We start from the raw sequence: 26,011 nt of genomic DNA on the forward strand, positions 1-26,011 counted from the left end.
CTATTGTGCAGAGGAGGCGGGACTCAATTTCTTGGTGTCTTTGCCAAACGCGAATTCACCCGTGCTGCCGTCATTCATTGTCAGCGAGCCTGTGCCACTCATGCGGCTCGGTCCGTTTCGCACGCTGGCAGTGCCTTTGCGACCGTCGCTGCAGAGGATCGGCACATACATCAGGCCTCTGACGGCCGACAATGTATAGGAGCCGCTGCACGAAAACGTGCCCTTGCTCACCGTATAGGAACCCTGGATCTGCTCGATACGTATCGATCCATGCAAAACTCTGCCCAGCCCCTTGCTTGCCACCACCACAGGCAAGACCTGCACATTGCCCGGGAGGGTGCGGACCGGAGCTGTACAGGCTCCAAGAGCAGCGGCAAGGAAACCGGCAGCAAAAAGACTCGCGGCGACGGAAAAGGCGCGCATGAGATCCCTCAAGCAACAATCACGAAGATTGGTATGATGATTTATTCCAGGGAGGCAAGGGCGTAGCGAATGCGCGGGGCTTATCGGATCTGGGCCGATATTCTTCGAACATCGAGCGATATTTGGCGAGTGCCTGGCCGAGATAGCAGAGCAGGGCGGCGCGCATCCAGTGCGCCGAGCTCGAGGCGGCAAGCGCATCGCCGAGGCCGATCCAGCGCCTCCTGCGCCAGAACGGCTTCGCCGGCGGGGTCGAGCCCGCGCTCCTTGAGATGGGAGGGAGCCGCATAGTTCGCAAAGGCGATGCCCGAAATGCGGCGGCAGACCAGCGTTTCCGGCGGGTCGACGGCCGGGCGCACGGCGACATCCGCGTCGCGATGGGTGAGGTTGGCAAAGGCGTTCGAGGTGTTCACCTCGATGAGGACGCCGGGATGGCGCTACCGGAAGGCCGCCAATATCGAGGGCTGGAGGGAGGCCATCAGCGTATCGGTGGTGGTGATGCGTAGGCTTCCTTCCAGGCGCAGGTCATTACCGAGCCCGCCATGATCTGGATCCGGACGTCGACCCAGCGCGCCTCCACGCCCTCGAACGCCACCGTCGCGACGCGCTATACCACCTCGTTTCCCGTCAGCCCGCTTGACGATAGCGGGGGGAAGCGCAAAAGCGCCAGGCAAAATGAGAGCTAGACGTGATCAACGCCGGCAAATTGCAAGGCGTTTCAGGGTTTCACGCCCTGCAGCAACGACGATAATCCCGGCTCTTCGACAACGAGAGCCGCATCTGCCGGCAGGACCCACCGCACCTGGCGCTGACCGATTTCTTTCCAGGTCGGCAATGTCGCATTCACATGCAAAGGGTACACTGCGACCTCGACGAGATCGAAGTGCTCGGCTCGGCGCTTCCAATAGACGAAGCTGCCGCAGGGTTCCTCGGCGACCGTTCCGACCAGGCCGGCTTCCTGTTCGGCCTCGATTCTCGCGGCTTCCCAATCATCGCGCCCTTTCATCGGCCATCCCTTCGGGATCGACCAACGGCTGGTCTCGCGCGTGGTGATCAGGCACACTTCGAGCTGCCCATCCCGTTCGCGCACGGGAAGGGCAGCCACTTGATGCCGTATATCGGGCTGGCGCTTCTTTTTGTCCTTCTTGGGCATGGCTTGGTCAGTATAGCGCAAAAGAGCGGATATTATGTCAGATATTCGACCTGGATTGTTGTTTTGGCAACATATGTCGATCGAAAGAAAGCCTGCTGCTCCCGCTGGCGATGGTGGGGTTCCATTCCCTGTGCGAGATCCGAAATGCGCGCCAGTGACGCCATCGAATGCCGATTGCCTTTTATACCGACCTGCAGAGTGAGGATGATCGCCAATGGATCCCAAGGAAGAATGGCTCCGCTATAGCGGCTGGGACGCCAGCGAGCATGACCGCTGGCTGCGCGACAGGATCGCGTCGCTCTTTGACCTGCAGAACCCCACGTCGAGGCAGCAGCAGCTGCTGCATATGGCGAGCTTGCGGTTGACGCTTCAGGATCTGCCGGCCGCCGCCTATCCAGGTCAGGAGGCCGAGCTTCGCGCTTTGGCGGAAATCGAGTTCAAGGACCCGGCCTGAGCGGCGGAGGCCAAGAGCGAAGATTCGAGAACGAAGACTCAATCGAAAGTGAGCTATCAATGCCCATGGATGTCCGGATCGCGTCTCCTCGGGACGCCGGCCCGATGGCCCAACTCATCAACGAGATCATTGCGATCGGAGGAACCACGGCGCATCGCCGGCCCTTTGACGAGCATCGCATCCTTGATGAGTTCATCGCCGCCAAGCGCGGAATCTGCTGTTTCGTGGCGGTCGATGATGCGCAGATCCTGGGGTTCCAGGCCCTCGAATGGTGCGATCCGGACTGGCCGGGCGAGGACCGTCTGCCGGCGGACTGGGCGGTCATCGGAACCTATGTAGCACCCGGGGCGCATGGCAGGGGCATTGGCCGCGCCTTGTTCCTGGAGACCGCGAAGGCCGCCAAGGCGGCGGGCGTACGTTTCATTGACGCCACTATCCGCAAGGAGAACGAGGGCGGCCGGGCCTTTTATGCCGGTATTGGCTTCGTCGATTACCGCACCGGAGACGAAAGCGTTTCAAAGCGTTTTGCACCCGGCTGACGCTTGGCGTCGCCGCTCGGCTGTACGGGACTTGGCTCAAGGAAGTGGCAGGAGCGCGAGGCTGTCTTTCAGAATGTCGGCCGGAATCAGGCCGTTGCCTTCGCCGGAGAATTGTATGTCGTGGAGCCACCAGCGTGCGTTGGCCTTGGCATAGGTCAGCCGGATGAACATCGTTTTTCTGTCGCTGATCGCGGCGTAGTAGAATTGCTGCCGGATGCCATCCATTTCCCTGTCGATGATCTTCCGGATGTGGCTGAAATCATATTGCTTCACATTGGCGAAGAGCCCGTCGACGGAGCGTTTCATGCCCTCATCGGAATTGGGGATGACCTGCCGGACGGCATTTGTGGCACCGTCGTAGTTCCGCCTGGCGATGCTGGTCATGATCTTCTCGCTCGTCTCGTCGACCGCCGTGGCCGGTCCGGTCCGGTTGGCGCCCGTCAGGCCGACCAGGCTGCCTTCGAGGAGGGAGGCCGGAAAGATCGCACTCGCGGAGCCGGTTGCAAAGCGAAAATCCCGATGGCGCCAACCGGCATCGCTCATCCGATAGGTAAAGCGCAGATAGACCGGTGTGTAATCGTCGACCCGCATTGAAAGATAGATCTCGCGGATGGCCTCCGGGAAAGAGAGGTCGAGCACCTTGCCGATTTCGGTGAGTTTGCGCCCCTTGAGCGGGGCCAGGGCATTGCGCAGGCTCTTCCCGAATTCGCAATCGGTGGGGTTGTCCGCACCGCAGCCAATCTTCGCTACGCTGTCGAAATCCTGCCGGGCCAGCGCATCGACATAGTGCCGGACCTGGGCTTCGGGATCGTCGATCAGTGGTATCTCCTCGGCGGTGGCCAAGCGGGCGAGGCCGAGGAACAAGGCGAACGACAGAAGGAGGCGACGCTTGAGATGGCGGGGCATCCGCTTTTCTCCAATGGAGTGAGGTCGGGCCTAGGCAGAGTTTCCCGGCCGGCCCCACGGGTGGCGCGCGATTTGACCCTGCTGTTCGCCGGAGGAAGGCAAGCATGGAGCGGGCCGCTATGCAGTGCCATGCGAAACAGAGGCCGCGCCCCGTTGCTGGCGTCGTCAGGGCCGACCGTTCAATCTGCTTCCGGCCCGGGCACGCCCGTCTTCAAGGCCGGACCGTCATAATGCGCACGCGGGCGGATCAGGCTGCCCCGGACCGTCTGCTCGAGCATATGGGCGATCCAGCCGACGGATCGGGCGAGGGCGAAGAGCGTGAACGGGGCGCTCGCCGGCAGGCCGTAATGGTCGGCCAGGGCCGCGAGGGCGAAGTCGACATTCGGTGGTTCATCGCTGTGCTCCGCCACGGCCTCGCGGATGCCCTCATAGATCTCGCTGCAGGAGAAGCAGGCCAGCAGGGCGGCCGCCCGGGGATCCCCGTTGGGATAGAGCGGGTGGCTGAAAGCGGGCAGGCGATGGCCGCGGGAGAGCCAGTCATGCACGGCGCGCCGGGGGCCGACCCGGCGGGCGGTCTCGGCCAGGGCCTGTACGCTCACGGCGGCCGTGCCATGCAGCGGTCCGGCAAGGGTGCCCAGCCCTGCCAGCAGGCCGGCGGCCAGCGGAGCGCCCGTCGATGCGGCCGTGCGGGCGGCGAAGGTCGAGGCGTTCAGCTCGTGATCGGCCAATAGCACCAAAGCCCTCCGGATGAGGTCGGCGGCATTGGGAGCCTGCCAGGCCAATGCCGCCCGCTGGTGCAGCGGCAAGGCGCCATCGGCCCCGCCCCCGAGCATCGCCGCCGCCATGGTGCCGACCAGCCCCGCCGCTTCCCGGCAGAGCACGGCATGCGAACGCCCGCCGGTGGGAAAGTCGTGGCTGGCCCGCCTCGCCAGAGCGAGCAGCGCGGCTTCGAAAGGGTTGGCCGGGATCGGCATGCCCCTGACCGTGGCTGGGAAGGCAAGATCGACCCTTCCGACCTGCCAGAGTAGCTTGGCGGTCTCCTCGAGGCTGGCATGGTCGGAAAGGCCGATGGCATCCTCGCCGCGATACCACAAGCGGCCGTCCGATATCGTCGACAGGCCGGAGGCCAGCACGGGCTCGCCGAAGGAGATGGTCTGCGTGGCGACGTCGGCGACGCTGCGGCGCCCGGCATGGCGTCCTGCCAGCCGTTTGACGTCCTCGCCATGGTAGAGGCTGCGCCGCACATCCTGCGGATGCGGTTTGGTGCGGATCCTGCCGCGGCTGACATTGGCATAGAGCGTCTGCGGCTGGACCTTGAGGACGGCGAGAGCTTCTTGCGAGGTGATCCAGGGCATCGGCGCAAACCAGGCTGATATATTGACGATATCTATCAAGATTGACGTCAATGCTAAAGCGTCAGCATGCTTGTCGCAATACGAGGTTTCATTGAGGAGATTGCGATGAACAATGGATTGGACGATGTCATTGCCACCGAGACCGTGATGTCGGACGTGGACGGCCTTGCCGGCCGGCTCGTCATTCGCGGCCATTCGCTCGACGATCTGGCCGGCCATGTCGGCTATGAGGAACTGGTCGGCATCCTGCTGGACGGCTTCTTCCAGGATCTGCCCGGTCCGAAGGAACTGGCGTTCCGTCTCGGCGAGGCCCGCCGCGAGGTGTTCGAGGCGCTGATCCCGGATGGTCTCGCCGCCGAGAACCTGCCGGCCACCGATGCCCTGCGCGCGGCCCTGGCCCGCCTTGATGACGGTGAGGATCTTGCCCTGGCGCTCCGACTGATTGCTGCGCCCGCCGTGCTAACCCCCGCCATCATCCGCCACAAGCGGGGTGAGGCGGCCATCGCGCCGGATCCGGAGGCCGGCCATGCCGGCGACATGCTGCGCATGCTGCATGGCACCGTGCCTCGCCCGGAAGCGGCCGCTGCCCTCGACACCTATCTGGTCACGGTCAGCGACCACGGCCTCAATGCCTCGACCTTCACCGCCCGGGTCGTCGCCTCGACGCAGGCCGGCCTGACCTCGGCGGTACTGGCGGCACTCAGTGCCCTGAAGGGCCCTTTGCATGGTGGCGCGCCGGGCCCGGTACTCGACATGCTCGACGGCATCGCGGCTTCGCAGACGGCCGAGGCGTGGCTGGAGGCAGCTCTCGACAGGGGCGACAGGCTGATGGGCTTCGGCCATCGCATCTACCGCGTGCGCGACCCGAGGGCCGAGGCGCTCAAGCGGGCCGTTACGGCGCTGTTCGGGCCCGGCAAGAACGACACGGGTCGCCTCGCTTTGGCCGAGCATGTCGAAGCGGCCGCGACCAGCATTCTTGCCCGCCGCAAGCCGGACCGCTCCCTTCAGATCAATGTGGAGTTCTATACGGCGTTGCTGCTCGAAGCGCTCGGCTTCCCGCGCGAGAGTTTCACCAGTATCTTCGCCACCGGGCGGGTGGTAGGCTGGATCGGCCATGCCCGTGAGCAGGTGCTCTATGGCCGGCTGATCCGGCCGCAGTCCCGCTATGTCGGCCCACGGCCCGACCAGGCCGCCTGAAACGCACGAAAGCGGGCTCCGGTGCCGGAGCCCGCTTTCGAATCTTTGCTGGACCTCAGGCTGTCGCTGTCGCCAGACGCGAGCGTACGCCCGCCAGGATGAGCAGGACGGCCAGCAGGAGAACCAGGCCGGCTGCGACGAACACGCCGCTCGCGCCGCTGACGTCGAAGATCGTGCCGCCGCCGGCGGCGCCGAGGGCGATGGCAAGCTGGATCACAGCCACGATCAACGCCGTGCCGCTTTCGGTTTCATCCGGCACCGCGCGGGTGATCCAGGCCGTCCAGGCGACCGGCACTGCGCCGAAGGCGAGGCCCCACAGGGCAATCAGCACGGTATCCGCCAGGGGAGCGCTGCCGAGGCCGGCGAGCATCAGGCCGAGCACACCCATCGCCAGGGGCATCGCGGCCAGGGTCAACCTGAGGCTGCGCTCGAGGAGGAAGCCGCCGAGGAAGGTGCCGAGGAAGTTGGCGATGCCGAAACCGAGCAGGATCGCCGACATCGTGCTCACGCCGACCCCCGTCACCGTTTCCAGGAAGGGCCGGATATAGGTGAAGAAGGCGAAATGGCCGGTGAACACCAGGGTGACCGCGACCATGCCGAGGCCGATCTGCGGGCGCATCAGCACCTCCCACAGCGTGCGCAGGCGGGCATGCCCGCGCGGCTCCAGGCGCGGAAGGGTAGCGAACTGCACCACCAAAGCGAGGACGCCGAGGCCGGCCCCCATGATGAAGACGGCCTGCCAGCCGGCTATGTCTCCGACATAGCTGCCGACCGGAGCGGCGAAGACGGTTGCAGCCGAGACACCGCTGAACAGGATCGACAAGGCGCGCGGCACCATCGCCTCCGGCACCAGCCGCATCACGGTGGCGGCAGACATGGTCCAGAAGCCACCGAGCGCGATGCCGAGCAGCACCCGCCCGAGAATCAGGAAGGCCAGGCTCGAGGCGGAGGCGACCAGCAGGTTGGAAGCGATCAGCAGGATCGAGAAGGCCAGCAACACCACACGGCGGTCGAGACGCCGCGTCAGCGTCACCACGAGCAGACTGGTGATCAGGGCCACCGTGGCGGTTGCGGTGACGGCCTGCCCGGCCACGCCTTCGGTCACGCCGAGATCGCGGGCCATCGGCGTCAGCAGGCTGGCCGGCAGGAATTCCGCCGTGACCAGGCCGAACACGCCGAGCATCATGGAGATCACGGCGCCCCACAGGGCGTTCTGCGATCCTGGGGCGGTCGTCACGTCGGCCGCGGGCATATCGTCCTTGAAAGCCCGGTGCGGGCTGCGATCCGGCTCGATCGCATCAAGCGTCGAGGCGGTCTGCAACGCTTCGCTCATCTGTCTTGTCCTGTCGAAGTGACCTGGAGCAAAACGCGTTCAGGCGGAAACGCTCATTTGCTCCAAACTCTTTGGTTTGACGCATTTTGCAATTCTTGGTGTCCCGCCAAATCGCAAAACGCTATCGCGTTGCAGCAACATAGGGTGGACATGTCGGACGATCCATGTCATCAAATCCGGAATGCTTTACCATTCGTCCGGACTTGAGCGCGTGCGCCGCGATAACCCGCCGGCAGACCTGATGAGCGAATTGCTCCTCGGAATGCGTCTCAACGGTGTGCAATATCGGCGCCTGCATGCCGCGCCGCCTTTCGGCGTTCATTTCGGCACTGTCGAGGGACGGGCCCAGTTCCATTTCGTCGCCTGCGGTACGGTCTATCTGCGCATGGCAAGCGGCGCGGTGCACAGCCTCGGGCCGGGCGATGCGGTGCTGCTGCCGCGTGGCGGAGAGCACGACCTCGTTTCCGCACCGGACCTGCCGAGCCAGGATGTCGGCACCTACGAGGCAATCCCGCTCTGCAAGAGCGTCAGCGCCGTCTCGGCCTGTGCCGAGGAGACCTGCCCGAGCCGGCACGCCCATGTCTTCAGCGGTTGCATGGAGTTCGATCTCGGCGGCATGCATCCGCTGGTCGCCCAGATGCCGGAAGTGATGCTGGTCGGCACGCTGCTGGAGCGTCAGCCGGAAATCGAGCCGATGCTGCGGGCGATGGAGCGTGAGGTGCTCACCGAGCGCGTCGGCTCGGCAGGCATCCTGGCGCGGCTGGCCGACGTGGTGTCCGCTTCCATCGTGCGCGGCTGGGTGGAATGCGGCTGCGGAGAAGTGGGCGGTTGGCTGGACGCGCTGCGCGATCCGCGCTTGAGCCGTGCCATCGGCGCCATGCATCGCGACCCCGGCCGGGACTGGACGGTGGCGGAACTGGCCCAGGAGATGGGCGCCTCGCGTTCGGTCTTCGCCGAGCGTTTCCTGGCGGTGACAGGCCAGACGCCTTTGCGTTACGTCACCGAGTTGCGCATGCGCCTGGCAGCCGAATGGATCGGACGCGACCGCATGTCGATCGACACGGCCGCCCAACGCCTCGGCTATGCCTCGCAGGCTGCTTTCAGCCGCGCCTTCAAGCGCGTGACAGGCATGCCACCGGGTGCCTTGCGCACGGAAGGCCCCCACGCGCAAGCCTGAGGGCGGCAGAAGACGACACCGATGAAAGTGTGGCTTTCTCCTTCTGCAAGACGAGAAGGCAGTCTGGCTTCATGTGTCTCGACCGAAATCCATCATCCGTTATGGCTATTGCTGGCCCGGTTGCCGGCCTGCTGGAAGTGTGTCAGAAATTTGGCGGAGAGGACGTCGCCCCATAGAAGGGAGCCTCATGCCGGCTGGTGAGCCTGTTGTCGCCTGGTTGAACCGTCGCAGGCATGCTGCGGCACTTTTGGAGTGCGACAAGGGCGGCTGGGCCAAGCGCCTGGTTTCCACCTCGCCGGTTTTCCCTCGCCGATACCCACGGGACGACGGTGCGCTCTTCGAGCCCCGCGCTTCGCCTCTTTGGCCGTACAAGCCCTCCAACAACGGCAAACCCTGCAGAGAATGGGATCCCCATCATGAGCGGACGTGAGAAGCTGCGCAGCCTGAGCGATATCTATCGTTTCCTGCGCATGAACGAGACGCCGATCTATGTCGTCACGCCGACGCCCTTCAACCTGCTCGGGCTCGATGAGTGGGTGGGTGGCCTGGAGTTCATCAATTATTTCGACATTTTCGACGGCAGGCACCCGCGCGTCTTCGTGCCGCCGCGCACCGGGCCGGTCGAGTTCAAGTCGATGGAGGACGTTGCCAACTATCTGGTGGCGCACCCTGCCTTCAGGGCTCGTATCCGCAAGAAGCCGCGTGGCAAGGCGATCTTCGTGATGTTCGACGAGGAGACCGAGGAACTCTGCGCCGAAGCCGGTGTCGATGTTGCCCTGCCGAAGGCCGCCTTGCGCACGAGGCTCGATTCCAAGATCGAGACGACGCGGCTCGGCAATGAGGCGGGCGTCGCCAGCGCCCCCAACACCATGGGCTTGGCCAGCAGCTACGAAGAACTCGGCGTGCTGGCCGCTGCAGCGGGTCTCGGCAGCGACCTCGTGGTGCAGACGCCCTATGGCGACAGCGGGCGCACCACCTTCTTCGTCAAGAGCCAGGCCGACTGGGATAAATACGCCGCCAAGATCATCGGCCAGGACTTGAAGGTGATGAAGCGCATCAATCACCTTCCCGGCACCATCGAAGGCTGCTGCACCCGCCACGGCACGCTGGTCGGCCCGGTGATGACCGACATTACCGGCTTTGCCGAGATCACGCCCTATAAGGGCGGCTGGTGCGGCAATGACGTCTCGCCGACCATTCTGCCAGGCGATGCGCCCGATCGGGTACGCGAGATGGCACGCAAGCTTGGCGACCGGCTCTATGAGGAGGGCTATCGCGGCGTGTTCTGCTGCGACTTCCTGCTCGATACCGATACGCACGAGGTCTATCTGGGCGAACTCAATCCGCGCGTCTCCGGCGCTTCGCCGCCGACCAATCTGATCACCACCATCTATGGCGGCTGCCCGCTCTTCCTGTTCCACCTGCTCGAATTCCTCGATGTCGATTACGACCTCGACGTCGAGGCTGTGCAGAGCCGCTGGAAGGAATATGACCACTGGACCCAACTCATCCTCAAGCAGACCGAGGATAAGGTGGAGATGATCACGCGGGTGCCGCAGTCGGGCATCTGGCGCATGAATGATCGCGGCGAGATCGCCTATCAGCGCTCCGCCCTCGACCTGACCAGCGTCGGCGACGAGAACGAGGCCTTCTACATGCGCGTGTACGGCGTGGGAGAATATTGCTACCATGGCGCCGATATGGGCTGTCTGCTGGCGCGAGGCCGGATGCAATCGGACGCCCGGGAACTGCTGGCGCGTGCCAAGAAATGGAACGCCGGCATCAAGGCGCAGTTCGAGTCGGTGCCCCTGTCCGCGATGACCGCCATCGTGCCGCCGGTGGACATGCCGTCGGCCAAATGGATCTAGCGGAAGTGGATCTGACCGAACGCGCCCGAAAGGCATGAGTGGAAAGAAATGAACGTAGGGTTCCGCAGCTTGCGGGAACAGGGGCCTGGCCCGGCCTGGAACGCGGTGTTCCAGGCCGGCTGGCCGGGCTGGCGACAATGGTTTCTGGAACGGGGTGGGGCGCAGGCACCCAGCCTCACCGATGCGACGCGCGCCGTGCGGCGCTTCATGCCGGAGATGGAGGGGCTGTGGTCCGGGCTGGTGGCGGCGGTGCCGTCGGACGAGGATGTCGCCCGCTTCCTGAGTTTCTGGACCCCGCCGCGTTATCTCGTCCATTGCAGCCAGGCCGTATTGGTCGATGATCACGGTCCCATCCTGGTGCGCAATTACGATCTGGCACCGGAGCTGAACGAGGGCACGCTGCTCCGCTCGCGCTGGCGCAGCCGGGACGTCATCGGCATGGTGGACGGTCTATCCGGCCTCGCCGACGGCATGAACGATGCCGGCCTGGTCGTCTCGCTCACCTTCGGAGGCCGGGCCGTGGCCGGCAGGGGCTTCGGCGCGCCGATGATCGTGCGCTATCTCCTGGAGGTCTGCTCCGACACGCATCAGGCGGTGGAGGCGCTGCGCTCGGTTCCCTGCCACATGGCCTACAATGTCACGGTGCTCGATCGCCAGGGCCGTTGGGAGACGGTCTATCTCTCGCCCGACCGGCCGGCGATCGTCTCTGGCAAGGCCTTCACCACCAATCACCAGCTCGGCGTGGAATGGCCGAGGCATGGCCGCCTCTCGCGCACCCTGGAGCGGGCGGCAGCCCTCGAGCAGATCCTGGCGAACCCAGCGCTCGACGGGGAAGGATTGTCTGCGGCCTTCTTGACGCCGCCCTTGCTGACGACGAGTTACGCGCTGGGCTTCGGCACGGTCTACACGGCCTGCTATCGCCCGGCCGCTGGGGCCGTGACCTTGCTCTGGCCCGGCCAGGCCGCAAGGCACTGGACCTTCCAGGACTACGGCCAGATCGAGTTCGAGGTGTCCTATCCGGATTGACGGTAAAGAAGCCTCATCGCGCCGGCTGCAGCATGGCCTCGAGATCCGGCAATTCACTGTGATGGACGAGGAGCACGCCAAGCTTGCGTGCGAGTTGTTCGGCCGAGTTGGTGAAATCCCGGTTGGAGACCACCACGGCATAGTCGGCGTCGGTGAAGCCGGCGGCGGCATGGGCTTCCTGCACGGCCTTGTTGCCCACGGGGTTGCCGAAATAGAGCTTGCATTGCAGGGCGACGGTGGTGCCGTCGCGCTGCGCCAGGATATCGATGCCCTGATCGCCGGACTGCCCTGTCACTTCGGCCTCCCAGCCCGCCTTGCGCAGGAGATCGGCGCAAAGATGCTCGTAATCCTGTGGCGAGATCTCTTCCATGGCGTCGGGAATGCGGGCGTCGGGTTCCACCGCCGCCCATTTGCCCACCATGCGGGTGGCAAGGGCGTCGAAGCGGGCGATTTCCTTCTCGTCGAGAGAGAGCTTGGTGGAGGCGCGAAAGCGCACCAATTCATCCCGCCATTTGTCGAACTCCTCGGCGCCATAGGCATTGACGCGCACGAGCTGGCGATAACGCTTGGTCAGGGCAGGGCCGTGGCGGCGGATCAGGCGGCGCCATTCGGGGCTGTCGCCGCCGACGGGCAAAAAGCCGAACCATGTCAACAACCAGATCAGCACGAGGGCGGCAAGGGCCAGGCCGGCGGCCAGGCCCGTCAGGCGGTCGAGACGCGCCAGATTCATCGCGACGATGAAAACGATCGCGAATTTGGTCAGGCTGACCCATGCCGACGCGCGAAATATGCCGAATCCCCGAAACATGGGCTGGTTCTAGCGCAAATATCTTGCCAAGAGGTTGGATGAGGCCGGTACTGTCCGGCACGACGAAGCGAGAATTGACGAAAGCGGGAATTGCCATGACCGAGATCGAAACGCTCAGCGCCCGCGTCGACGCGCTGGAGACGCGCGTGGCCTTCCAGGACGAGACCATCGAGGATCTAAACCAGGCTGTTATCGCGCAATGGAAACAGATCGAGGCGCTGAACCGTCTGCTCACCCAGCTCTCGGACCGCGTCGAGATCAGCGAGCAACGCGCCGATCTCGCCGGTTTGCCCGAACCGCCGCCGCCGCATTATTGAACACAACGCATTCATGCCGGAACCCATCGTGACCGAACCTTCGCAACCCAACTCCCCGATATCGCTCGCTCAGGCTGCTCACCTTCTGGGCGTGGAAGCCAAGACTCTGGCCAATGTTGCACGCCAGCACGGCTTCTTCACGGCCATGGGCCGCGAGGTCTTCTTCACCGAGGCGCAGCTCAAACAGGTGAAGGCGCTGCTGTCGGACAAGGCGCGAGCCGAGAAGAGAGCGGCCTTGCGCAAGAAAAAGCCTGCCTCCACCTTCGGCATGCACGAGAGCACGGAGCTGCGCAAGCAGCGCCGCCGCACCAAGAAGCGCCAGGGCAAGAAGGAAGAGTAGGGGTTCTTCCGGGTGTACGGACGTCTCGTCCGCTCTTGGACACGTGGCGCGTGCACCCAGGAAGAACCTTCTACGCCAGGTTCGACCGGCTGCCCTCAAGTCCTGCCACCATCGGTGGGTTTTCTTCCCTCACCCCGAAATGCCGGCGCTTGCCGAGCACCTGCTCGACGATGGCGCGGGTGAATAGCCCGGGGCCGCTCGAATAGATGCGCCAGCCACCATCGACGTCGATCGTTCCTGTTCGCACGCGACCCCATTCGGCACTAGCGACGTAGCGATCGGGGAAGGCGGCGTCGGAAGAAGAGAAATAGGTGTTGCGCTGGCGCAGCGAGGCATTGGGCAAATGCTGCGTCACGGCGATCGGATTGATCAGGGCAAGGCCTTCCCAGGCCTTCTGCGCCTCGCCGAGCTTTGCCAAAGCCTCGCAATAACGCAGATGGGCATGCACATACATCAGGCCGATCTCTCGCCCGAAGAAGGACGACGATTCGGCGCGGCGGAACAGCTTTTCCGGGCCGCCATTGTAGACGACGGGCCGATCCATCAGATGGGCACCGTCCGGTAGCAACAGATGCTCCTCGATCAGCTTGAGGTGGTGGCGGGCTTGGGTCTGCGTGAACAGGCCGCCGATGATGGGCTGCGTCATCGAGATCAACGAATAGGACAGGCCCGTCCTGGTGTCGCTGGGATGCAGCAAGAGCTCGACGCCGCCCGATTTGGCGTCGACCGGCGCAATATCGGTCTCACCGGGCGCTGCTTCCGCCTCGCCGAAGATGGCGTGATCGAACAGGCCATAGCCGGCCACCACGCCGTCGCGGATCAGATGCTGGTTGAAATCGCCGCGCATCCGGGCGGCGAGATCGGAAAGTTCGGCACTGCGGGCCGTCTCGCCCCGACGCTTGAGGATGGAAGAATAGCGCACGACCTGTTCGTAGAGCAGCGCCACCGTCCAGCTCGACACCATCCAGTCGCGCAGATGCGGATCGGCGGGCTGGAGCGAATCGTTCCAGTCGCCTTCGCCATAGCGCACCAGATGCGTGCCGGGGATGAAGCTGGCCGTGACGGTTTCGAGGAGCTTGTCGACATGGCTCGAGAGCGTCGACCGTGTTGGAGTCGCCGCGTTCTTGTCGTCGCGCCAGGGTGTCTCGGCGTCGAGCACGGTGAGGTCGCCGGTGGCTTCCACATAATCGCACAACGCTTTCAGCGGCCAGACGATGACGTCACCATGGCTGTCGCCCGCCCTTATATAGGGGTAGGGATCGAGCATGAACCATTGTGGCCAGTCCCCCCGCGACTGCGACTGCTCGCCGAACAAAGTGAGGAGGATGTGGCGCACCTCGGCATCGTGCTCGAGGGCCAGCATCAGCTCGATCGGCCCCTGGCAGACGTCGCGGGTGCCCCAGGCGGCGCCGGTATATTGTTCCAGGCCATGCGGCACGGTGAGGTGCATCATGGCGTCATGGGCGAGCCAGGGCAGCATCAGATCCTGCGCCTCGACATCCGGGCCGGTGCCCTCCAGGCGCAGGTCGCGGGTGAGAAGGCTCCAGAACCGTCGTGCCGGGACGAGCAGGCTCTCGGCATCCGGACCGGCGGCAAAGCGGTCGGCCAACTTCTCGCCCTCGGCGGCCGATGTCATCGAGCCGGTGACGGCGAAGACGAGTTCGTTGGTGGCATGCGAGCGCAGGGCGACATAGGCGCCGTCGCGCGCCTTGCCGTCGACATAGAGGAGCTCGTCACCGCCCACGGTCTCAACGGCGGAAGGAGTCGAGGTGACCAGGTGATAGGCCGCTTCCTTGTAGGTCTGCCCCCACAGCCAGTCCGAGCCCGGCGTGAGGCTGATGCGCTTGGCGGCGGCATCGATGGTGATGGTGCCGGTCTGTTCATAATCGCGCTCGCCCATCACAACATGGCCGAACACCAGGAAACGGCAGGGAGCCCCCTCGACGGTGACGCGCCATTGCATGGTCGGCGCGTCGCCGGCGGCAACGGCATGCACGGTCACTGTGCGTCCGGGCAGGCGATAGATCCATTTGGCGTCGTTGAGCCCGATGTCGAAGGCGCTCGGCACGCCCAGCAGCTTCCAGCCGTCGCCGGCGTCCATCAGGATGCGCAGGCCGCTGCCGCGCGTGATGTTGTAGGGATCGCGCGAGACCGAGAACAGCTTGTGAAAGGAGGTGTTGCCGATGGTGAGCTGCGCTCCGAACACGCCATGCATCCAGGCGGTGGAGCACAGGGTCGCATCATCGAGCCGCATGCTGGTGCCGCTGCGTAGCAGGGCGCCGTGGCGGCGTGGCACCTGTGCTTCCTTGGCTGCGAGCACGACATGCCGGTTCTGCCCGCCATCCGGCACGAAGAAGGATAGCAGGGCGCCGTTCTGCACTTCCTCCGCCAGGCGCTCGGGGTAGCGCGCCGCGAGGTCTCCGGCTTCAAGCGGGAGCACCGGCAGCGGGGCGGCATCCTGCACCAGGCTGCGTGCCGGATCGGCCGGAGACGGCGCGTCCGTGCCGGTTTCGCCGGCCCGGCCGGCAGCGGCGACGGCCGCCGGTAGATCGGCTGGACCGGAAGCGGCAGGGTGGTTTGGCGTAAACAATCCGAAGAAGGTAATGTCAGCTTTCGGGCCTTGCCCGATGCTGACGGGCCGGGATTGCAGGGCGATGCAGCCGACCTCGTGCTGGCGGCGCTGCGAGGGCAGGTCGGTGCCGAAAGCCGCGTCGAACACGCCGGTGATGCGATAATCCGGGCCGAGGACCTGGATCGCGTCGGTGGCAAAGGCCACCGCACCGCTGGTGCAGCCTTGCGCCAGCCAGGGGAACTTGCCGCCTTGTGACAGGTTCTGCCGGCTCATCAGCACCGGGCCGAGAGCCTCGTGCTTTTCGACATGGTGATCGAGATATTGCGAGACATAGGCTTCGCTGTTCATCAGGAAGCCGCGGCTGCCCAGGCCGACATCCTGGATAAGGACGAGATCGCAGGGCTGCGCCGCACCTGCGCCCGACAGCTCGATTTGCCAGAACCAGAGCGCCTCGCCGGGATGGAGGGCAAGCCTCACCCGATAGGCGATGCTGCCGGCTTCGCCCTGCCAGACCGCGCTGGAACCACCAGCCGCGAATCGGCCCTTGGCACCGGGGCCGACCAGTTCCTGCACGATGGGGCTTGCGCCGCCGGCGCGCAGATAAAGCCGGCTGATGCCGCCATGGATAGGCGATCCCAGCACCTGGTTGAGCGTGACCCGGTCCTTGCCGTCGTCATGCTCGATGGCGAAGACCGTGCCGTTCTCCAGGAAGGAGACGCTGAGGCCGCCGGTGTTTCGGATGGTCCTGAGCTGGAGATCCTTTTCGCGCGGGATTGTAAATTGGCGCGTGCTGCCATCCGCCATGGCCTGTCTCCTCAAGCTGGCAGACCGATGCAGAGGCCTGCGAATCGCAGGGGCATTGGTCGACCTTGTCAGGACGCTACTCGGAAGGCAAAAGCGGGCCCTGTCAACGGTTCCAGGCGCGCGAGCGTCTACCTCTCCAGTAGATGTTGCGGTTCCAAGTTGCGGAAGAGATGTCCGCGCTCCCAGCCGCGCCGCTTCCAGCGCGACWTTGGTTGGGTTCGAGCATGAACCGCCACGGCTGAGAGCGCGGACGTCTCTTCCGCATCCTGCCTTTCCAAATCGCCCGTTCATCTGAGGGAAAAACAAGACAGAACAGGACGAGATGGACTTGTTGCAGAAGGCGCCGCTGCGCTATAATTTATTCTGAAGAAAGAAATTCCACTGTCCGTAAACCATCGAAAGCTCGCCATGACCGAATTGATCGACGGCAACGTCCATGCGGCCAATGTCCGCGCCCGCACCAAGGTTCGCGCGGAGGCCTTTGCCGCCGCTCATGGGCGCAAGCCGCGCCTCGACGTGGTGATCGTCGGCAACAATCCGGCAAGCCGGGCCTATGTGAACACCAAGGCCAAGATGGCGCATGAGACGGCGATCGACGGCCGGCTGATCGAATTACCCGAAACCGTCTCCAAGGAAGAGCTGCTCGGCGTGATCGCGGGCCTCAATGCCGATGCGGGCGTCGACGGCATCCTGGTGCAGTTGCCGCTGCCCGACCATCTCGATGGCCAGATGATGATCGATGCCATCCATCCGGCCAAGGATGTCGACGGCTTCCACCCGATGAATGTCGGCAAACTGTTCACCGCGTCCAAAATCGACCCGGAAGCGATGCTGATCCCCTGCACCCCGCTCGGTTCGCTGCTGATGCTGCTCGACACCGTGGGCAAGGAAGGGCTTTCCGGCAAGAAGGCGGTGGTCGTCGGCCGCTCCAACATCGTCGGCAAGCCGATGGCGCAGTTGTTGCTCGCCTATGACTGCACCGTCACCATCGCCCATTCGCGCACCAAGGACCTGCCCGCCGTCTGCCGTGAGGCGGACATCTTGGTCGCCGCCGTCGGCCGGCCCGAGATGGTCAAGGGCGACTGGATCACGGATGGCGCCGTGGTCATCGATGTCGGCATCAACCGCGTGCCCACCGAGGATGGCAAGGGCCGCATCGTCGGCGACGTCGCCACCAAGGAAGCCATGGGCAAGGCTTCCTACATCACCCCGGTTCCCGGCGGCGTCGGCAAGATGACGGTGGCCTGCCTGCTGCACAACACCATCGTGGCCGCCGAAGCGCGGGTGAAGGGGTAGGCGCGACACCAGCCGCTCCTTCTCCCCGTTCTCACGGGGAGAAGGTAAGGATGAGGGGCAGCGCAGCGGTAACAAACAGAGCTTTGCACAGCCCCTCACCTCTATCCTCTCCCCGCAAGCGGGGCGAGGGGACACAAGCGCCGTGTCATATTGGAAACCGCTGTCTCTCGTCCAATCCTTCACTTGCTCTTGTGAGTGTCCTTCACCCCTGCCGCCGGGCCTCGTTGCTCAACCGCCCTTCCAGAAGATCGAGCACGGTGCGCGCCGCGTCGAGGACCGGCGTGCCCGGGCCGAACACAGCTGAAACCCCAGCCTCGCGCAGGAAATCATAGTCCTGGCGCGGAATGACGCCGCCACAGACCACGGCGATATCGGCCCGGCCGCGCGCCTTCAGCTTTTCGATCAACTGGGGCAGCAGCGTCTTGTGACCGGCTGCGAGCGAGGAGACGCCGACGACGTCGACCTTTTCGGCGAGGGCTAGGTCGACAGCCTCGTCCGGGGTCTGGAACAGCGGGCCGGCGACCACCTCGAAACCCATGTCGGTGAAGGCCGAGGCGACGACCCGGGCGCCGCGGTCATGGCCGTCCTGACCGAGCTTGGCCACGAGGATGCGCGGCTTGGCGCCGCGCTGCGCCGTGAAGGCGGCGATGCGGCCGGCGAGAATCTCCACTTCCGGCCCCTCGCCGAAAGCAGGGCGATAAATGTCCGCCACCACCTTGGGACGGGCGCTGTGGTCCCCGAATTCGACCCTGAGCGCGTCGGAGATCTCGCCCACCGTGGCGCGGTGGCGAGCGGCCTGGACGGCCGCCTCCAGGAGATTGCCTGTCCCGCTGCGCGCCACTTCGGTGAGCGCGGCAAGGGCCCTGGCCACCGCCTGCGGGTCGCGCCGGCGCCTGACATCCGCCAGGCGTCGGATCTGCGCCGCGCGCACGGCATGATTGTCGATGTCGAGGCTGTCGATCGCAGGCTCGTCCTCGAGCTGATAGCGGTTGACGCCAACAACCACCTCGTCGCCGCGGTCCACCGCCGCCTGCCGCTTCGTCGCGGCTTCCTCGATCAAACGCTTGGGTAGGCCGGCCGCCACCGCCGCCGTCATGCCGCCCATCGCTTCGACCTCCTCAATCAGCGCCCAGGCCTGGGTGGCAAGGTCATGGGTGAGGCTTTCGAGGTAATAGGAACCGGCCAGGGGATCGACCACCCTGGTCACGCCCGTCTCGTGCTGCAGGATCAACTGGGTATTGCGGGCGATACGGGCCGAGAATTCCGTCGGCAGCGCGATCGCCTCGTCGAAGGAGTTGGTGTGCAGCGATTGTGTGCCGCCGAGGGCCGCCGCCATCGCCTCATAGGCCGTGCGCACGATGTTGTTGTAGGGATCGCGCTCGGCCAGCGACACGCCGGAAGTCTGGCAATGAGTACGCAGCATCAGCGATTGCGGATCCTTGGGGCCGAACTCGGTCATGATGCGCGACCACAGGAGGCGGGCTGCGCGCAGCTTGGCGACTTCCATGAAGAAGTTCATGCCGATAGCGAAGAAGAAGGAGAGCCGTCCGGCAAAGGCGTCGACGTCGAGCCCCTTGGCCAGCGCCGCCCGCACATAGTCGCGGCCATCCGCCAGCGTGAAGGCGAGTTCCTGCACCAAAGTCGCCCCCGCCTCCTGCATGTGATAGCCGGAGATCGAGATCGAGTTGAAGCGCGGCATCTCCCTGGCGGTGTAGGCGATGATGTCGGCGACGATGCGCATCGAGGCGGCTGGCGGGTAGATATAGGTGTTGCGGGTGATGAATTCCTTGAGGATGTCGTTCTGGATCGTGCCCGATAATTTTGCGCGCGATACGCCTTGTTCCTCGCCAGCCACGACGAAGAAGGCCAGCACCGGTAGCACCGCCCCGTTCATGGTCATGGAGACCGACATCTCTTCGAGCGGGATGGCGTCGAACAGGATCTTCATGTCCTCGACGCTGTCGATGGCGACGCCGGCCTTGCCGACATCGCCTTCCACGCGCGGATGGTCGGAATCGTAGCCGCGATGGGTGGCGAGATCGAAGGCGACGGAAAGGCCCTTTTGTCCGGCGGCGAGCGCCTTGCGGTAGAAGGCGTTGGAGGCTTCCGCCGTGGAGAAGCCGGCATATTGGCGGATGGTCCAGGGCCGGCCAGCATACATGGTGGCGCGCGGGCCGCGCAGAAAAGGCTGCTGGCCGGGCAGGGAACCGAGATGGGTGACGCCGGCGAGATCGGCCTCGGTATAAAGCGGCTTGACCGCGATGCCTTCCGGGGTCTGCCAGGTCAGGCTGTCCGGATCGGCCTTGACCTCCTTCCTGGCCAAAGCACGCCAGTTTTCGAGGGGCGTATCGGTGACAGGTGCGGACATTACGGACCTCATTCGAATTCGAGGATGAGTTCGTCGACGGCGAGACTGGCGCCCTCAGTCACGGCGATGCGGCTGATCGTGCCAGCCTTTTCGGCGCGCAGCACATTCTCCATCTTCATCGCCTCGATGGTGGCGAGCGCCTGGCCGGCCTCCACCGCTTCGCCCTCACTGACGGTAATGGCGGCGACCACGCCGGGCATCGGGCAGAGCAGGAGCTTGGAGGTATCGGGCGGAATTTTCTCGCGCATCAGGCGGGCGAGCGCGGCAACGCGGGGGCTGCGCACCTGCACCAGGACGTCGCGGCCATGCCAGCGCAGGCGCAGTCCGCCGGCGGTGACGCCAACCTTCACGGCCATGGCCTCGCCACCGACGCTGAAATGGCCGAGGGCCTGGCCGGGCGTCCAGCGGCTGGTGACGGCGAGCAGCGAGCCGTCGGCGAAGACGACATGATAGCCGCCGTCGACGGCATCGATGGTGAAGGGCAGGGCATGGCCTGCCAGGGTGGCGACGAAGTCGCGGCCGATGGCGCGGCGGTGATTGTCCATGGCGCCGGAGATGGCGCTGTCGCGGTGCTGGCGGATATGGCTGATCACCGCGGCCACGGCCGCCAGGCGCGGCAGGTCGGTGTCTCCAGGCTCCACACCGGTAAAGCCGCCCTGGTATTCCTCGGCGATGAAGGCCGTAGTCAGCTTTCCGGCGCGGAAACGCTCGTGATCAGCCAGAGCCGCCAGGAAGGGCAGATTGTGGCCGATGCCCTCCAGCTCGAACTGGTCGAGGGCGCGGGCGAGGGCGTCGATCGCCTCCAGGCGGGTCGGCGCATAGGTGCATAGCTTGGCGATCATCGGATCGTAATGGATCGAGATCTCGCCGCCTTCCTGCACGCCGGCATCCACCCGCACCAGGCCACCCTCGCCATCCGGCCCCTCGGCCGGCGGACGATAGCGGCTCAGCCGCCCGATCGAGGGCAGGAAGTTGCGGTAGGGATCCTCGGCATAGACGCGCGCTTCCATGGCCCAGCCGGTGAGGCGGACCTCGTCCTGGGTGAGGGGCAGGCGTTCGCCGGCGGCGACGCGGATCATCGCTTCGACCAGATCGAGGCCGGTGACCAGCTCCGTCACCGGATGCTCGACCTGCAGGCGGGTGTTCATCTCCAGGAAGTAGAAATTGCGGTCCTTGTCGACGATGAACTCCACCGTGCCGGCGGAGTGGTAGCCGACGGCCCGGGAGAGGGCCACGGCCTGCTCACCCATGGCGCGCCTTGTCGCCTCGTCGAGGAAGGAGGAGGGTGCTTCCTCGATGACCTTCTGGTTGCGGCGCTGGATCGAGCATTCGCGCTCGCCCAGATAGATCAAATTGCCGTGCTGGTCGCCCAGCACCTGGATCTCGATATGGCGCGGCTCGGTGACGAATTTTTCGACGAAGATGCGGTCGTCGCCGAAGGAGGACTTGGCCTCCGAGCGTGAGGCGCGGAAGCCCTCGCGGGCCTCGGCGTCGTTCCAGGCGATGCGCATGCCCTTGCCGCCGCCGCCGGCCGAGGCCTTGATCATCACGGGATAGCCGATCTCGGCGGCGATACGGGCGGCTTCGCCCGCATCCTCGATCAGGCCCATATGGCCTGGTACCGTCGACACGCCGGCTTCGGCCGCCAGCTTCTTGGAGGTGATCTTGTCGCCCATCGCCTCGATCGCCTTGGGCGGTGGGCCGATGAAGGCGACGCCCGCCTCGGCGAGTGCCTTGGCGAAGGCGGCATTCTCCGACAGGAAGCCATAGCCTGGATGCACCGCATCGGCGCCCGCCTCGTGGACAGCGGCGAGGATGGCGTCGATCTTGAGATAGGAATGGGAAGAGGGCGGCGGGCCGATGCGCACGGCCTCGTCGGCCTCGCGCACATGCACCGCGTCGCGGTCGGCGTCGGAATAGACGGCGACGGTGGCGATGCCGAGCTTGCGGGCGGTGCGGATGACCCGGCAGGCGATCTCGCCGCGATTGGCGATGAGGATCTTCTTGAACAGGGTGGTGGGCTTCGTCACGGTGTCGATCCTCACAGCGGCATGGTGTCGTGCTTGCGCCAGCGCGTCTCGGCCGCCTTGCGGCGCAGCGCCGCGAAGGCGCGGGCGATGCGCTTGCGCGAGGTGTGCGGCAGGATCACCTCGTCGATGAAGCCGCGTTCGGCCGCGATGAAGGGGTTGGCGAAGCGGGCCTCGTAATCCCGGGCACGCTCGGCGATCTTCTCGGCATCGCCGAGTTCGGCACGGTGCAGGATCTCGGCCGCGCCCTTGGCGCCCATCACCGCGATCTCGGCTGTCGGCCAGGCATAGTTGACGTCGGCGCCGATATGCTTGGAGGCCATGACGTCATAGGCGCCGCCATAGGCCTTGCGCGTGATCAGCGTCACCATCGGCACGGTGGCCTGCGAATAGGCGAAGAGCAGCTTGGCGCCGTGCTTGATCACCCCGCCATATTCCTGGCCGGTGCCTGGCAGGAAGCCGGGTACGTCGACCAGGGTCAGGATGGGGATGGAGAAGGCGTCGCAGAAGCGCACGAAGCGTGCGCCCTTGCGCGATGAATCGATGTCGAGGCAGCCGGCCAGCACCAGCGGCTGGTTGGCGACCACGCCGACGGTCTGACCCTCGATCCGGATGAAACCGGTGACGAGATTGCGGGCGAAGGCCTCGCCGACCTCGAAGAAGTCGCCTTCGTCGGCGACGGCCAGGATCAGCTCCTTCATGTCATAGGGCTTGGTGGAGCTATCGGGCACCAGGGTGTCCAGACGCATCTCCAGTCGCGACGGATCGTCGTGGAAGGGCCGCACCGGCGGCTTGTCCCGGTTGTTGAGCGGTAGGAAGTCGAACAGGCGCCGGATTTCTTCGAGCGCTTCGACATCGTTGTCGAAGGCACCATCCGCCACCGAGGATTTTTGGGTGTGGGTGCGGGCGCCGCCCAGTTCCTCGGCGCTGACGACCTCGTTGGTGACCGTCTTGACCACGTCGGGGCCGGTGACGAACATGTAGGAGGTGTCGCGCACCATGAAGATGAAGTCGGTCATCGCCGGCGAATAGACGGCGCCGCCGGCGCAGGGACCCATGATCACCGAGATCTGCGGCACCACGCCGGAGGCCTCGACATTGCGCTTGAAGACGTCGGCATAGCCGGCCAGCGAGGCGACGCCTTCCTGGATGCGGGCGCCGCCGGAATCGTTGAGGCCGATCACGGGCGCGCCGTTGCGCAGGGCCATGTCCATGATCTTGCAAATCTTCTGGGCATGGGTCTCGGACAGCGAGCCGCCGAGCACGGTGAAATCCTGGCTGAACACATAGACGAGGCGGCCGTTGATGGTGCCCCAGCCGGTGACCACGCCATCGCCTGCGACCTTCTGGGCTGCCATGCCGAAATCCACGGCGCGGTGGGTGACATACATGTCGAACTCCTCGAAGGAGCCCTCGTCGAGCAGGACTTCCAGGCGTTCCCTAGCCGTCAACTTGCCCTTGGCGTGCTGCGCCTCGATGCGTCTGATGCCGCCGCCGAGTCTCGCCTCCTCGCGGCGGCTTTCCAACTGTTCGAGGACGGCGCGCATCGGGCTTGCTCCATACGGACTGACATCCCGCCCTGTTAGCTTTTCTCCGCTATTTGTTCTTGCTTGAAAGAGTGCGAATGCATGATTTATGCTAATTGGAGTTGCAAATTGCAAAATTGCGAACAAGGGTTTCCACTTGGCCGGCAAGCTCTTCATCGGCGCCCGCCTCAGGGCCATCCGCGAGGCCGCCCACGCGACGCAGGCGGCGTTTGCCCAGCGGCTCGGTATCTCAACCTCCTATCTCAACCAGATGGAGAACAATCAGCGCCCGCTCTCGGCCGCGGTGCTGTTGGCGCTGGCCGAGCGTTTCGACGTCGACATCGCCACCATTGCCCAGAGCGACGGTGACCGCCTGCTCTCGGCCCTGAACGAGGCCCTGGCCGATCCGCTCTTCGATGCCCTGGCGCCGAGCCTGCAGGAACTGAAGCTGGTCACCCAGAACGCGCCGGGCTTCGCCCATGCCCTGATCACCGCGCATCAGGCCTACAGGCGCAATTCCGAGCAATTGGCGAGCCTGGACGGGCGGCTGGCGGGAGGCCTGTCGGAGCCGACGCCCTATGAGGAAGTGCGGGATTTCTTCCACTTCCTCGACAATTACGTGCATGAGCTCGACACCGCCGCCGAAGCCCTGGCCGAGCGCCTGGGCCTGCCCCGCCGCGAGCCCGGCGCTGCCCTGACCGCTTATCTTGAAAGCCGCCACCGGGTCAGGGTGATGCAGGCGCCGGCCGAGGAGGGCATCATCCGCGGCTTCGACAAGGAGGCGCGGGTGCTGCGCCTGCACCCCTATTCCCCTGCCGCCACCCGGCATTTCCAGCTCGCTTTCCAGATTGCCGCGCTGGAGGCGGAAACCGAGATCGCCGCCATCCTGGCCGGGGCCGACTGGCGCAGCACCGAGGCGGTGGAGATCGCCCGCATCGGCCTCACCAATTATGTCGCCGGCGCGCTGACCCTGCCCTACCGGGCTTTCCTCACCGCGGCGCGGGAGCTGCGCCACGACCTCGAACTGCTCGCGGCGCGTTTCGGCGCCAGTCTCGAACAGGTGGCCCATCGTCTCTCCACTCTGCAGCGGCCGGGCTCCAAGGGCGTGCCGGTGTTCTTCGCGCGCATCGACCGGGCCGGCAACATCACCAAACGCCATAGCGCGGCCAAGCTGCAATTCGCCCGCTTCGGTTCCGCCTGCCCGCTCTGGAACGTGCACCAGGCCTTCGAGGCGCCGGGCCGCATCATCCGCCAGCTCGCCGAAACGCCGGACGGCGAGCGCTATCTCAGCGTCGCCACCGAGATCGCCAAGGGCGGTGGCGGCTTCAACGCAGCCCAGCGGCGCTACGCCATCACGCTGGGCTGCGAGATCGCCTACGCCAGGGATTTCGTCTATGCCGACGGCCTTGATCTTTCTAACCGCGCGGGTTTCGATCCGATCGGCATTTCCTGCCGCATCTGCGAGCGCCAGCACTGCCATCAGCGCGCCGTGCCGCCCCTGAAGGCGCATCTGTCGGTGAACCACGACCGGCGCGAAATCGTGCCCTATCGTATCGTCTAGGCTGGAGGCGGCGATGGGGTGGAGCCTGAGGGCCCGGCTGTTCCACTGGATCACGGCGATCGCGATCACCGCGCAATGGATCATCGGCCTCTTCCTCCTCGGCGGCATGGCGATGGCGGGCAATGTCTGGCTGACCACCCATCTGTCACTGGGCCTGGCCATCCTGGCGTTGACCTCGCTCCGCCTCGGTTCCCGGATACTCGACCGCGCACCACGGCGCGTCCGTTCCCCGTTTGCTGCGATCGTTGCAGCTCTCGCTCACAGCGCTCTCTACGCCTTGCTCCTGCTCGTGCCGCTTACGGGCTGGCTCGGCTATCGCCCGGCGCCATTCATGCCGCCGCCGCTCGCCTTCGGCCTGCTGCCCATGCCTGTATTGACGGGGCTGGAGGGCTTGTCGCCGCGCACGATGTTGAGCCTGCATGCCATGCTGACCTGGGCGCTCGTCGCCCTCGTCGTCGTCCATGTGCTGGCGGCCTTGTTCCACGCGGTCGTGCTGCGTGACGGAGTCCTTGGCGGCATGCTGCATGGACGCGGTCGTGGCGATGCCGATCGGGAAGCGTAGGCGCCAGCCGGAATCGGGCCTGGCTTGCCTCTCGACATCGTCTCGCGAAATCGCTACGCGAGGACAACCGACATCAGGAAAGGCGCCGCCATGCTATTCGTCATCCAATGCGAAGACATTCCCAATGGTCTCGAACTCAGGCAGGCGACCCGCCCGGCTCACCTCGATTATCTGAAGACGCAGGACGCCCACATCCTCGGCGCCGGCCCGTTCCTGGATGAAACGGACAAGATGGTGGGTTCGCTCCTGATCGTGGACTTCCCCACCGAGGCCGAGGCCCGGACCTTCGCATCAAACGACCCCTATACCAGGGCCGGCCTGTTCGCCTCGACGAGCATCCGTCGCTGGCGCTGGGGCATCAAGCCCCCGGCCGGCCTCTGATCCGGCAAGGAGGCGGTTGTC

Annotated in this window: 23 protein-coding genes; 12 read left to right on the top strand and 11 right to left on the bottom strand. The window is 65.2% G+C overall.

The features are described 5' to 3' along the window. The 3 genes from AB4037_RS16530 to AB4037_RS16540 all read right to left on the bottom strand — a co-directional run bounded on the left by AB4037_RS16530 (position 1) and on the right by AB4037_RS16540 (position 1,573). Positions 1-423: a hypothetical protein gene (locus tag AB4037_RS16530; protein ID WP_441772247.1), complete on the bottom strand. Its 423-nt coding sequence runs from the start codon at positions 421-423 to the stop codon at positions 1-3. An 80-nt stretch (positions 424-503) separates the two neighbouring features. After that, entirely contained in the window at positions 504-833 is a 330-nt protein-coding gene (locus AB4037_RS16535; protein ID WP_441772248.1) for a hypothetical protein, read from the bottom strand. 305 nt (positions 834-1,138) lie between these two features. Further along, positions 1,139-1,573: an NUDIX hydrolase gene (locus tag AB4037_RS16540; RefSeq protein WP_441772249.1), complete on the bottom strand. Its 435-nt coding sequence runs from the start codon at positions 1,571-1,573 to the stop codon at positions 1,139-1,141. Between the two features lie 214 nt (positions 1,574-1,787). Between AB4037_RS16540 and AB4037_RS16545 the strand changes: the two genes are divergently transcribed. Then, entirely contained in the window at positions 1,788-2,027 is a 240-nt protein-coding gene (locus AB4037_RS16545; protein ID WP_441772250.1) for a hypothetical protein, read from the top strand. A 104-nt stretch (positions 2,028-2,131) separates the two neighbouring features. Continuing rightward, positions 2,132-2,566, top strand: coding sequence for a GNAT family N-acetyltransferase (locus tag AB4037_RS16550; RefSeq protein WP_441772251.1), 435 nt, complete (start codon positions 2,132-2,134; stop codon positions 2,564-2,566). A gap of 36 nt (positions 2,567-2,602) precedes the next feature. Here the strand turns inward: AB4037_RS16550 and AB4037_RS16555 are convergent, their stop codons facing one another. After that, positions 2,603-3,472: a hypothetical protein gene (locus AB4037_RS16555; RefSeq protein ID WP_441772252.1), complete on the bottom strand. Its 870-nt coding sequence runs from the start codon at positions 3,470-3,472 to the stop codon at positions 2,603-2,605. A 179-nt stretch (positions 3,473-3,651) separates the two neighbouring features. Further along, positions 3,652-4,827: a citrate synthase gene (locus AB4037_RS16560; RefSeq protein ID WP_441772253.1), complete on the bottom strand. Its 1,176-nt coding sequence runs from the start codon at positions 4,825-4,827 to the stop codon at positions 3,652-3,654. A 105-nt stretch (positions 4,828-4,932) separates the two neighbouring features. Between AB4037_RS16560 and AB4037_RS16565 the strand changes: the two genes are divergently transcribed. Next, the gene (locus AB4037_RS16565) at positions 4,933-6,024 is read left to right on the top strand and encodes a citrate synthase/methylcitrate synthase (protein WP_434958830.1); all 1,092 of its coding nucleotides are present in this window, start codon (positions 4,933-4,935) and stop codon (positions 6,022-6,024) included. Positions 6,025-6,079: 55 nt separating this feature from the next. Here AB4037_RS16565 and AB4037_RS16570 read toward each other — a convergent pair whose 3' ends face one another. After that, complete coding sequence (locus AB4037_RS16570) at positions 6,080-7,276, bottom strand: MFS transporter (protein WP_441772275.1); 1,197 nt, start codon at positions 7,274-7,276, stop codon at positions 6,080-6,082. Positions 7,277-7,538: 262 nt separating this feature from the next. Between AB4037_RS16570 and AB4037_RS16575 the strand changes: the two genes are divergently transcribed. The 3 genes from AB4037_RS16575 (at position 7,539) to AB4037_RS16585 (ending at position 11,428) form a co-directional block, all read left to right on the top strand. Then, positions 7,539-8,534 (top strand): AraC family transcriptional regulator, encoded by a 996-nt coding sequence (locus AB4037_RS16575; RefSeq protein ID WP_434958828.1) that lies wholly within the window; start codon positions 7,539-7,541, stop codon positions 8,532-8,534. 416 nt (positions 8,535-8,950) lie between these two features. Further along, a complete protein-coding gene (locus AB4037_RS16580) occupies positions 8,951-10,402 on the top strand; it encodes a biotin carboxylase (RefSeq protein ID WP_441772254.1) in 1,452 nt (483 codons plus the stop codon). A gap of 48 nt (positions 10,403-10,450) precedes the next feature. Further along, positions 10,451-11,428 (top strand): C45 family autoproteolytic acyltransferase/hydolase, encoded by a 978-nt coding sequence (locus AB4037_RS16585; RefSeq protein ID WP_441772255.1) that lies wholly within the window; start codon positions 10,451-10,453, stop codon positions 11,426-11,428. A 13-nt stretch (positions 11,429-11,441) separates the two neighbouring features. On the opposite strand, the gene AB4037_RS16590 is transcribed toward AB4037_RS16585, so the two are convergent. After that, positions 11,442-12,236: a restriction endonuclease gene (locus AB4037_RS16590; RefSeq protein WP_434958825.1), complete on the bottom strand. Its 795-nt coding sequence runs from the start codon at positions 12,234-12,236 to the stop codon at positions 11,442-11,444. A 95-nt stretch (positions 12,237-12,331) separates the two neighbouring features. On the opposite strand from AB4037_RS16590, the gene AB4037_RS16595 reads away from it, so the two are divergent. Both AB4037_RS16595 and AB4037_RS16600 read left to right on the top strand, forming a co-directional pair. After that, complete coding sequence (locus AB4037_RS16595) at positions 12,332-12,553, top strand: SlyX family protein (protein WP_322434554.1); 222 nt, start codon at positions 12,332-12,334, stop codon at positions 12,551-12,553. Between the two features lie 28 nt (positions 12,554-12,581). Next, a complete protein-coding gene (locus AB4037_RS16600; protein ID WP_434958824.1) occupies positions 12,582-12,893 on the top strand; it encodes a hypothetical protein in 312 nt (103 codons plus the stop codon). A gap of 70 nt (positions 12,894-12,963) precedes the next feature. Here the strand turns inward: AB4037_RS16600 and AB4037_RS16605 are convergent, their stop codons facing one another. Beyond that, positions 12,964-16,269 (bottom strand): GH36-type glycosyl hydrolase domain-containing protein, encoded by a 3,306-nt coding sequence (locus tag AB4037_RS16605; RefSeq protein WP_441772256.1) that lies wholly within the window; start codon positions 16,267-16,269, stop codon positions 12,964-12,966. 408 nt (positions 16,270-16,677) lie between these two features. Between AB4037_RS16605 and AB4037_RS16610 the strand changes: the two genes are divergently transcribed. Next, complete coding sequence (locus tag AB4037_RS16610; RefSeq protein WP_441772257.1) at positions 16,678-17,565, top strand: bifunctional 5,10-methylenetetrahydrofolate dehydrogenase/5,10-methenyltetrahydrofolate cyclohydrolase; 888 nt, start codon at positions 16,678-16,680, stop codon at positions 17,563-17,565. A gap of 202 nt (positions 17,566-17,767) precedes the next feature. Here the strand turns inward: AB4037_RS16610 and scpA are convergent, their stop codons facing one another. Genes scpA through AB4037_RS16625 form a run of 3 tightly spaced genes read right to left on the bottom strand, consistent with a single transcriptional unit; the run spans position 17,768 to position 23,507 of the window. After that, a complete protein-coding gene (gene scpA / locus AB4037_RS16615) occupies positions 17,768-19,933 on the bottom strand; it encodes a methylmalonyl-CoA mutase (RefSeq protein ID WP_441772258.1) in 2,166 nt (721 codons plus the stop codon). Positions 19,934-19,941: 8 nt separating this feature from the next. Next, positions 19,942-21,945 carry an acetyl-CoA carboxylase biotin carboxylase subunit gene (locus tag AB4037_RS16620; protein ID WP_441772276.1) on the bottom strand — a complete coding sequence of 668 codons (2,004 nt, stop codon included), beginning with the start codon at positions 21,943-21,945 and terminating at the stop codon, positions 19,942-19,944. A gap of 29 nt (positions 21,946-21,974) precedes the next feature. After that, on the bottom strand, positions 21,975-23,507 hold the full coding sequence (locus tag AB4037_RS16625; protein WP_441772259.1) for an acyl-CoA carboxylase subunit beta: 1,533 nt from the start codon (positions 23,505-23,507) through the stop codon (positions 21,975-21,977). Positions 23,508-23,595: 88 nt separating this feature from the next. Between AB4037_RS16625 and AB4037_RS16630 the strand changes: the two genes are divergently transcribed. The 3 genes from AB4037_RS16630 (at position 23,596) to AB4037_RS16640 (ending at position 25,990) form a co-directional block, all read left to right on the top strand. Beyond that, the gene (locus AB4037_RS16630) at positions 23,596-25,047 is read left to right on the top strand and encodes a helix-turn-helix domain-containing protein (protein ID WP_441772260.1); all 1,452 of its coding nucleotides are present in this window, start codon (positions 23,596-23,598) and stop codon (positions 25,045-25,047) included. A 13-nt stretch (positions 25,048-25,060) separates the two neighbouring features. Continuing rightward, positions 25,061-25,609, top strand: coding sequence for a cytochrome b (locus AB4037_RS16635; RefSeq protein ID WP_441772261.1), 549 nt, complete (start codon positions 25,061-25,063; stop codon positions 25,607-25,609). A gap of 90 nt (positions 25,610-25,699) precedes the next feature. Further along, complete coding sequence (locus AB4037_RS16640; RefSeq protein WP_441772262.1) at positions 25,700-25,990, top strand: YciI family protein; 291 nt, start codon at positions 25,700-25,702, stop codon at positions 25,988-25,990. Positions 25,991-26,011 lie beyond the last annotated feature (21 nt).

The organism is Labrys sp. KB_33_2, from assembly GCF_052114505.1.
In the GTDB taxonomy this organism is placed as follows: Bacteria; Pseudomonadota; Alphaproteobacteria; order Rhizobiales; family Labraceae; genus Labrys.

Excerpts from the sequence above, each read along its gene's own strand:
- AB4037_RS16605 (WP_441772256.1), bottom strand. The coding sequence starts at position 16,269 with ATGGCGGATGGCAGCACGCGCCAATTTACAATCCCGCGCGAAAAGGAT.
- AB4037_RS16590 (WP_434958825.1), bottom strand. The coding sequence starts at position 12,236 with ATGTTTCGGGGATTCGGCATATTTCGCGCGTCGGCATGGGTCAGCCTG.
- AB4037_RS16565 (WP_434958830.1), top strand. The coding sequence starts at position 4,933 with ATGAACAATGGATTGGACGATGTCATTGCCACCGAGACCGTGATGTCG.
- AB4037_RS16625 (WP_441772259.1), bottom strand. The coding sequence starts at position 23,507 with ATGCGCGCCGTCCTCGAACAGTTGGAAAGCCGCCGCGAGGAGGCGAGA.
- AB4037_RS16570 (WP_441772275.1), bottom strand. The coding sequence starts at position 7,276 with ATGCCCGCGGCCGACGTGACGACCGCCCCAGGATCGCAGAACGCCCTG.
- AB4037_RS16530 (WP_441772247.1), bottom strand. The coding sequence starts at position 423 with ATGCGCGCCTTTTCCGTCGCCGCGAGTCTTTTTGCTGCCGGTTTCCTT.
- AB4037_RS16595 (WP_322434554.1), top strand. The coding sequence starts at position 12,332 with ATGACCGAGATCGAAACGCTCAGCGCCCGCGTCGACGCGCTGGAGACG.
- AB4037_RS16640 (WP_441772262.1), top strand. The coding sequence starts at position 25,700 with ATGCTATTCGTCATCCAATGCGAAGACATTCCCAATGGTCTCGAACTC.
- AB4037_RS16635 (WP_441772261.1), top strand. The coding sequence starts at position 25,061 with ATGGGGTGGAGCCTGAGGGCCCGGCTGTTCCACTGGATCACGGCGATC.
- AB4037_RS16550 (WP_441772251.1), top strand. The coding sequence starts at position 2,132 with ATGGCCCAACTCATCAACGAGATCATTGCGATCGGAGGAACCACGGCG.
- AB4037_RS16540 (WP_441772249.1), bottom strand. The coding sequence starts at position 1,573 with ATGCCCAAGAAGGACAAAAAGAAGCGCCAGCCCGATATACGGCATCAA.
- AB4037_RS16580 (WP_441772254.1), top strand. The coding sequence starts at position 8,951 with ATGAGCGGACGTGAGAAGCTGCGCAGCCTGAGCGATATCTATCGTTTC.
- AB4037_RS16575 (WP_434958828.1), top strand. The coding sequence starts at position 7,539 with ATGCTTTACCATTCGTCCGGACTTGAGCGCGTGCGCCGCGATAACCCG.
- AB4037_RS16555 (WP_441772252.1), bottom strand. The coding sequence starts at position 3,472 with ATGCCCCGCCATCTCAAGCGTCGCCTCCTTCTGTCGTTCGCCTTGTTC.
- AB4037_RS16560 (WP_441772253.1), bottom strand. The coding sequence starts at position 4,827 with ATGCCCTGGATCACCTCGCAAGAAGCTCTCGCCGTCCTCAAGGTCCAG.
- AB4037_RS16585 (WP_441772255.1), top strand. The coding sequence starts at position 10,451 with ATGAACGTAGGGTTCCGCAGCTTGCGGGAACAGGGGCCTGGCCCGGCC.
- AB4037_RS16610 (WP_441772257.1), top strand. The coding sequence starts at position 16,678 with ATGACCGAATTGATCGACGGCAACGTCCATGCGGCCAATGTCCGCGCC.
- AB4037_RS16630 (WP_441772260.1), top strand. The coding sequence starts at position 23,596 with ATGCTAATTGGAGTTGCAAATTGCAAAATTGCGAACAAGGGTTTCCAC.
- AB4037_RS16545 (WP_441772250.1), top strand. The coding sequence starts at position 1,788 with ATGGATCCCAAGGAAGAATGGCTCCGCTATAGCGGCTGGGACGCCAGC.
- scpA (WP_441772258.1), bottom strand. The coding sequence starts at position 19,933 with ATGTCCGCACCTGTCACCGATACGCCCCTCGAAAACTGGCGTGCTTTG.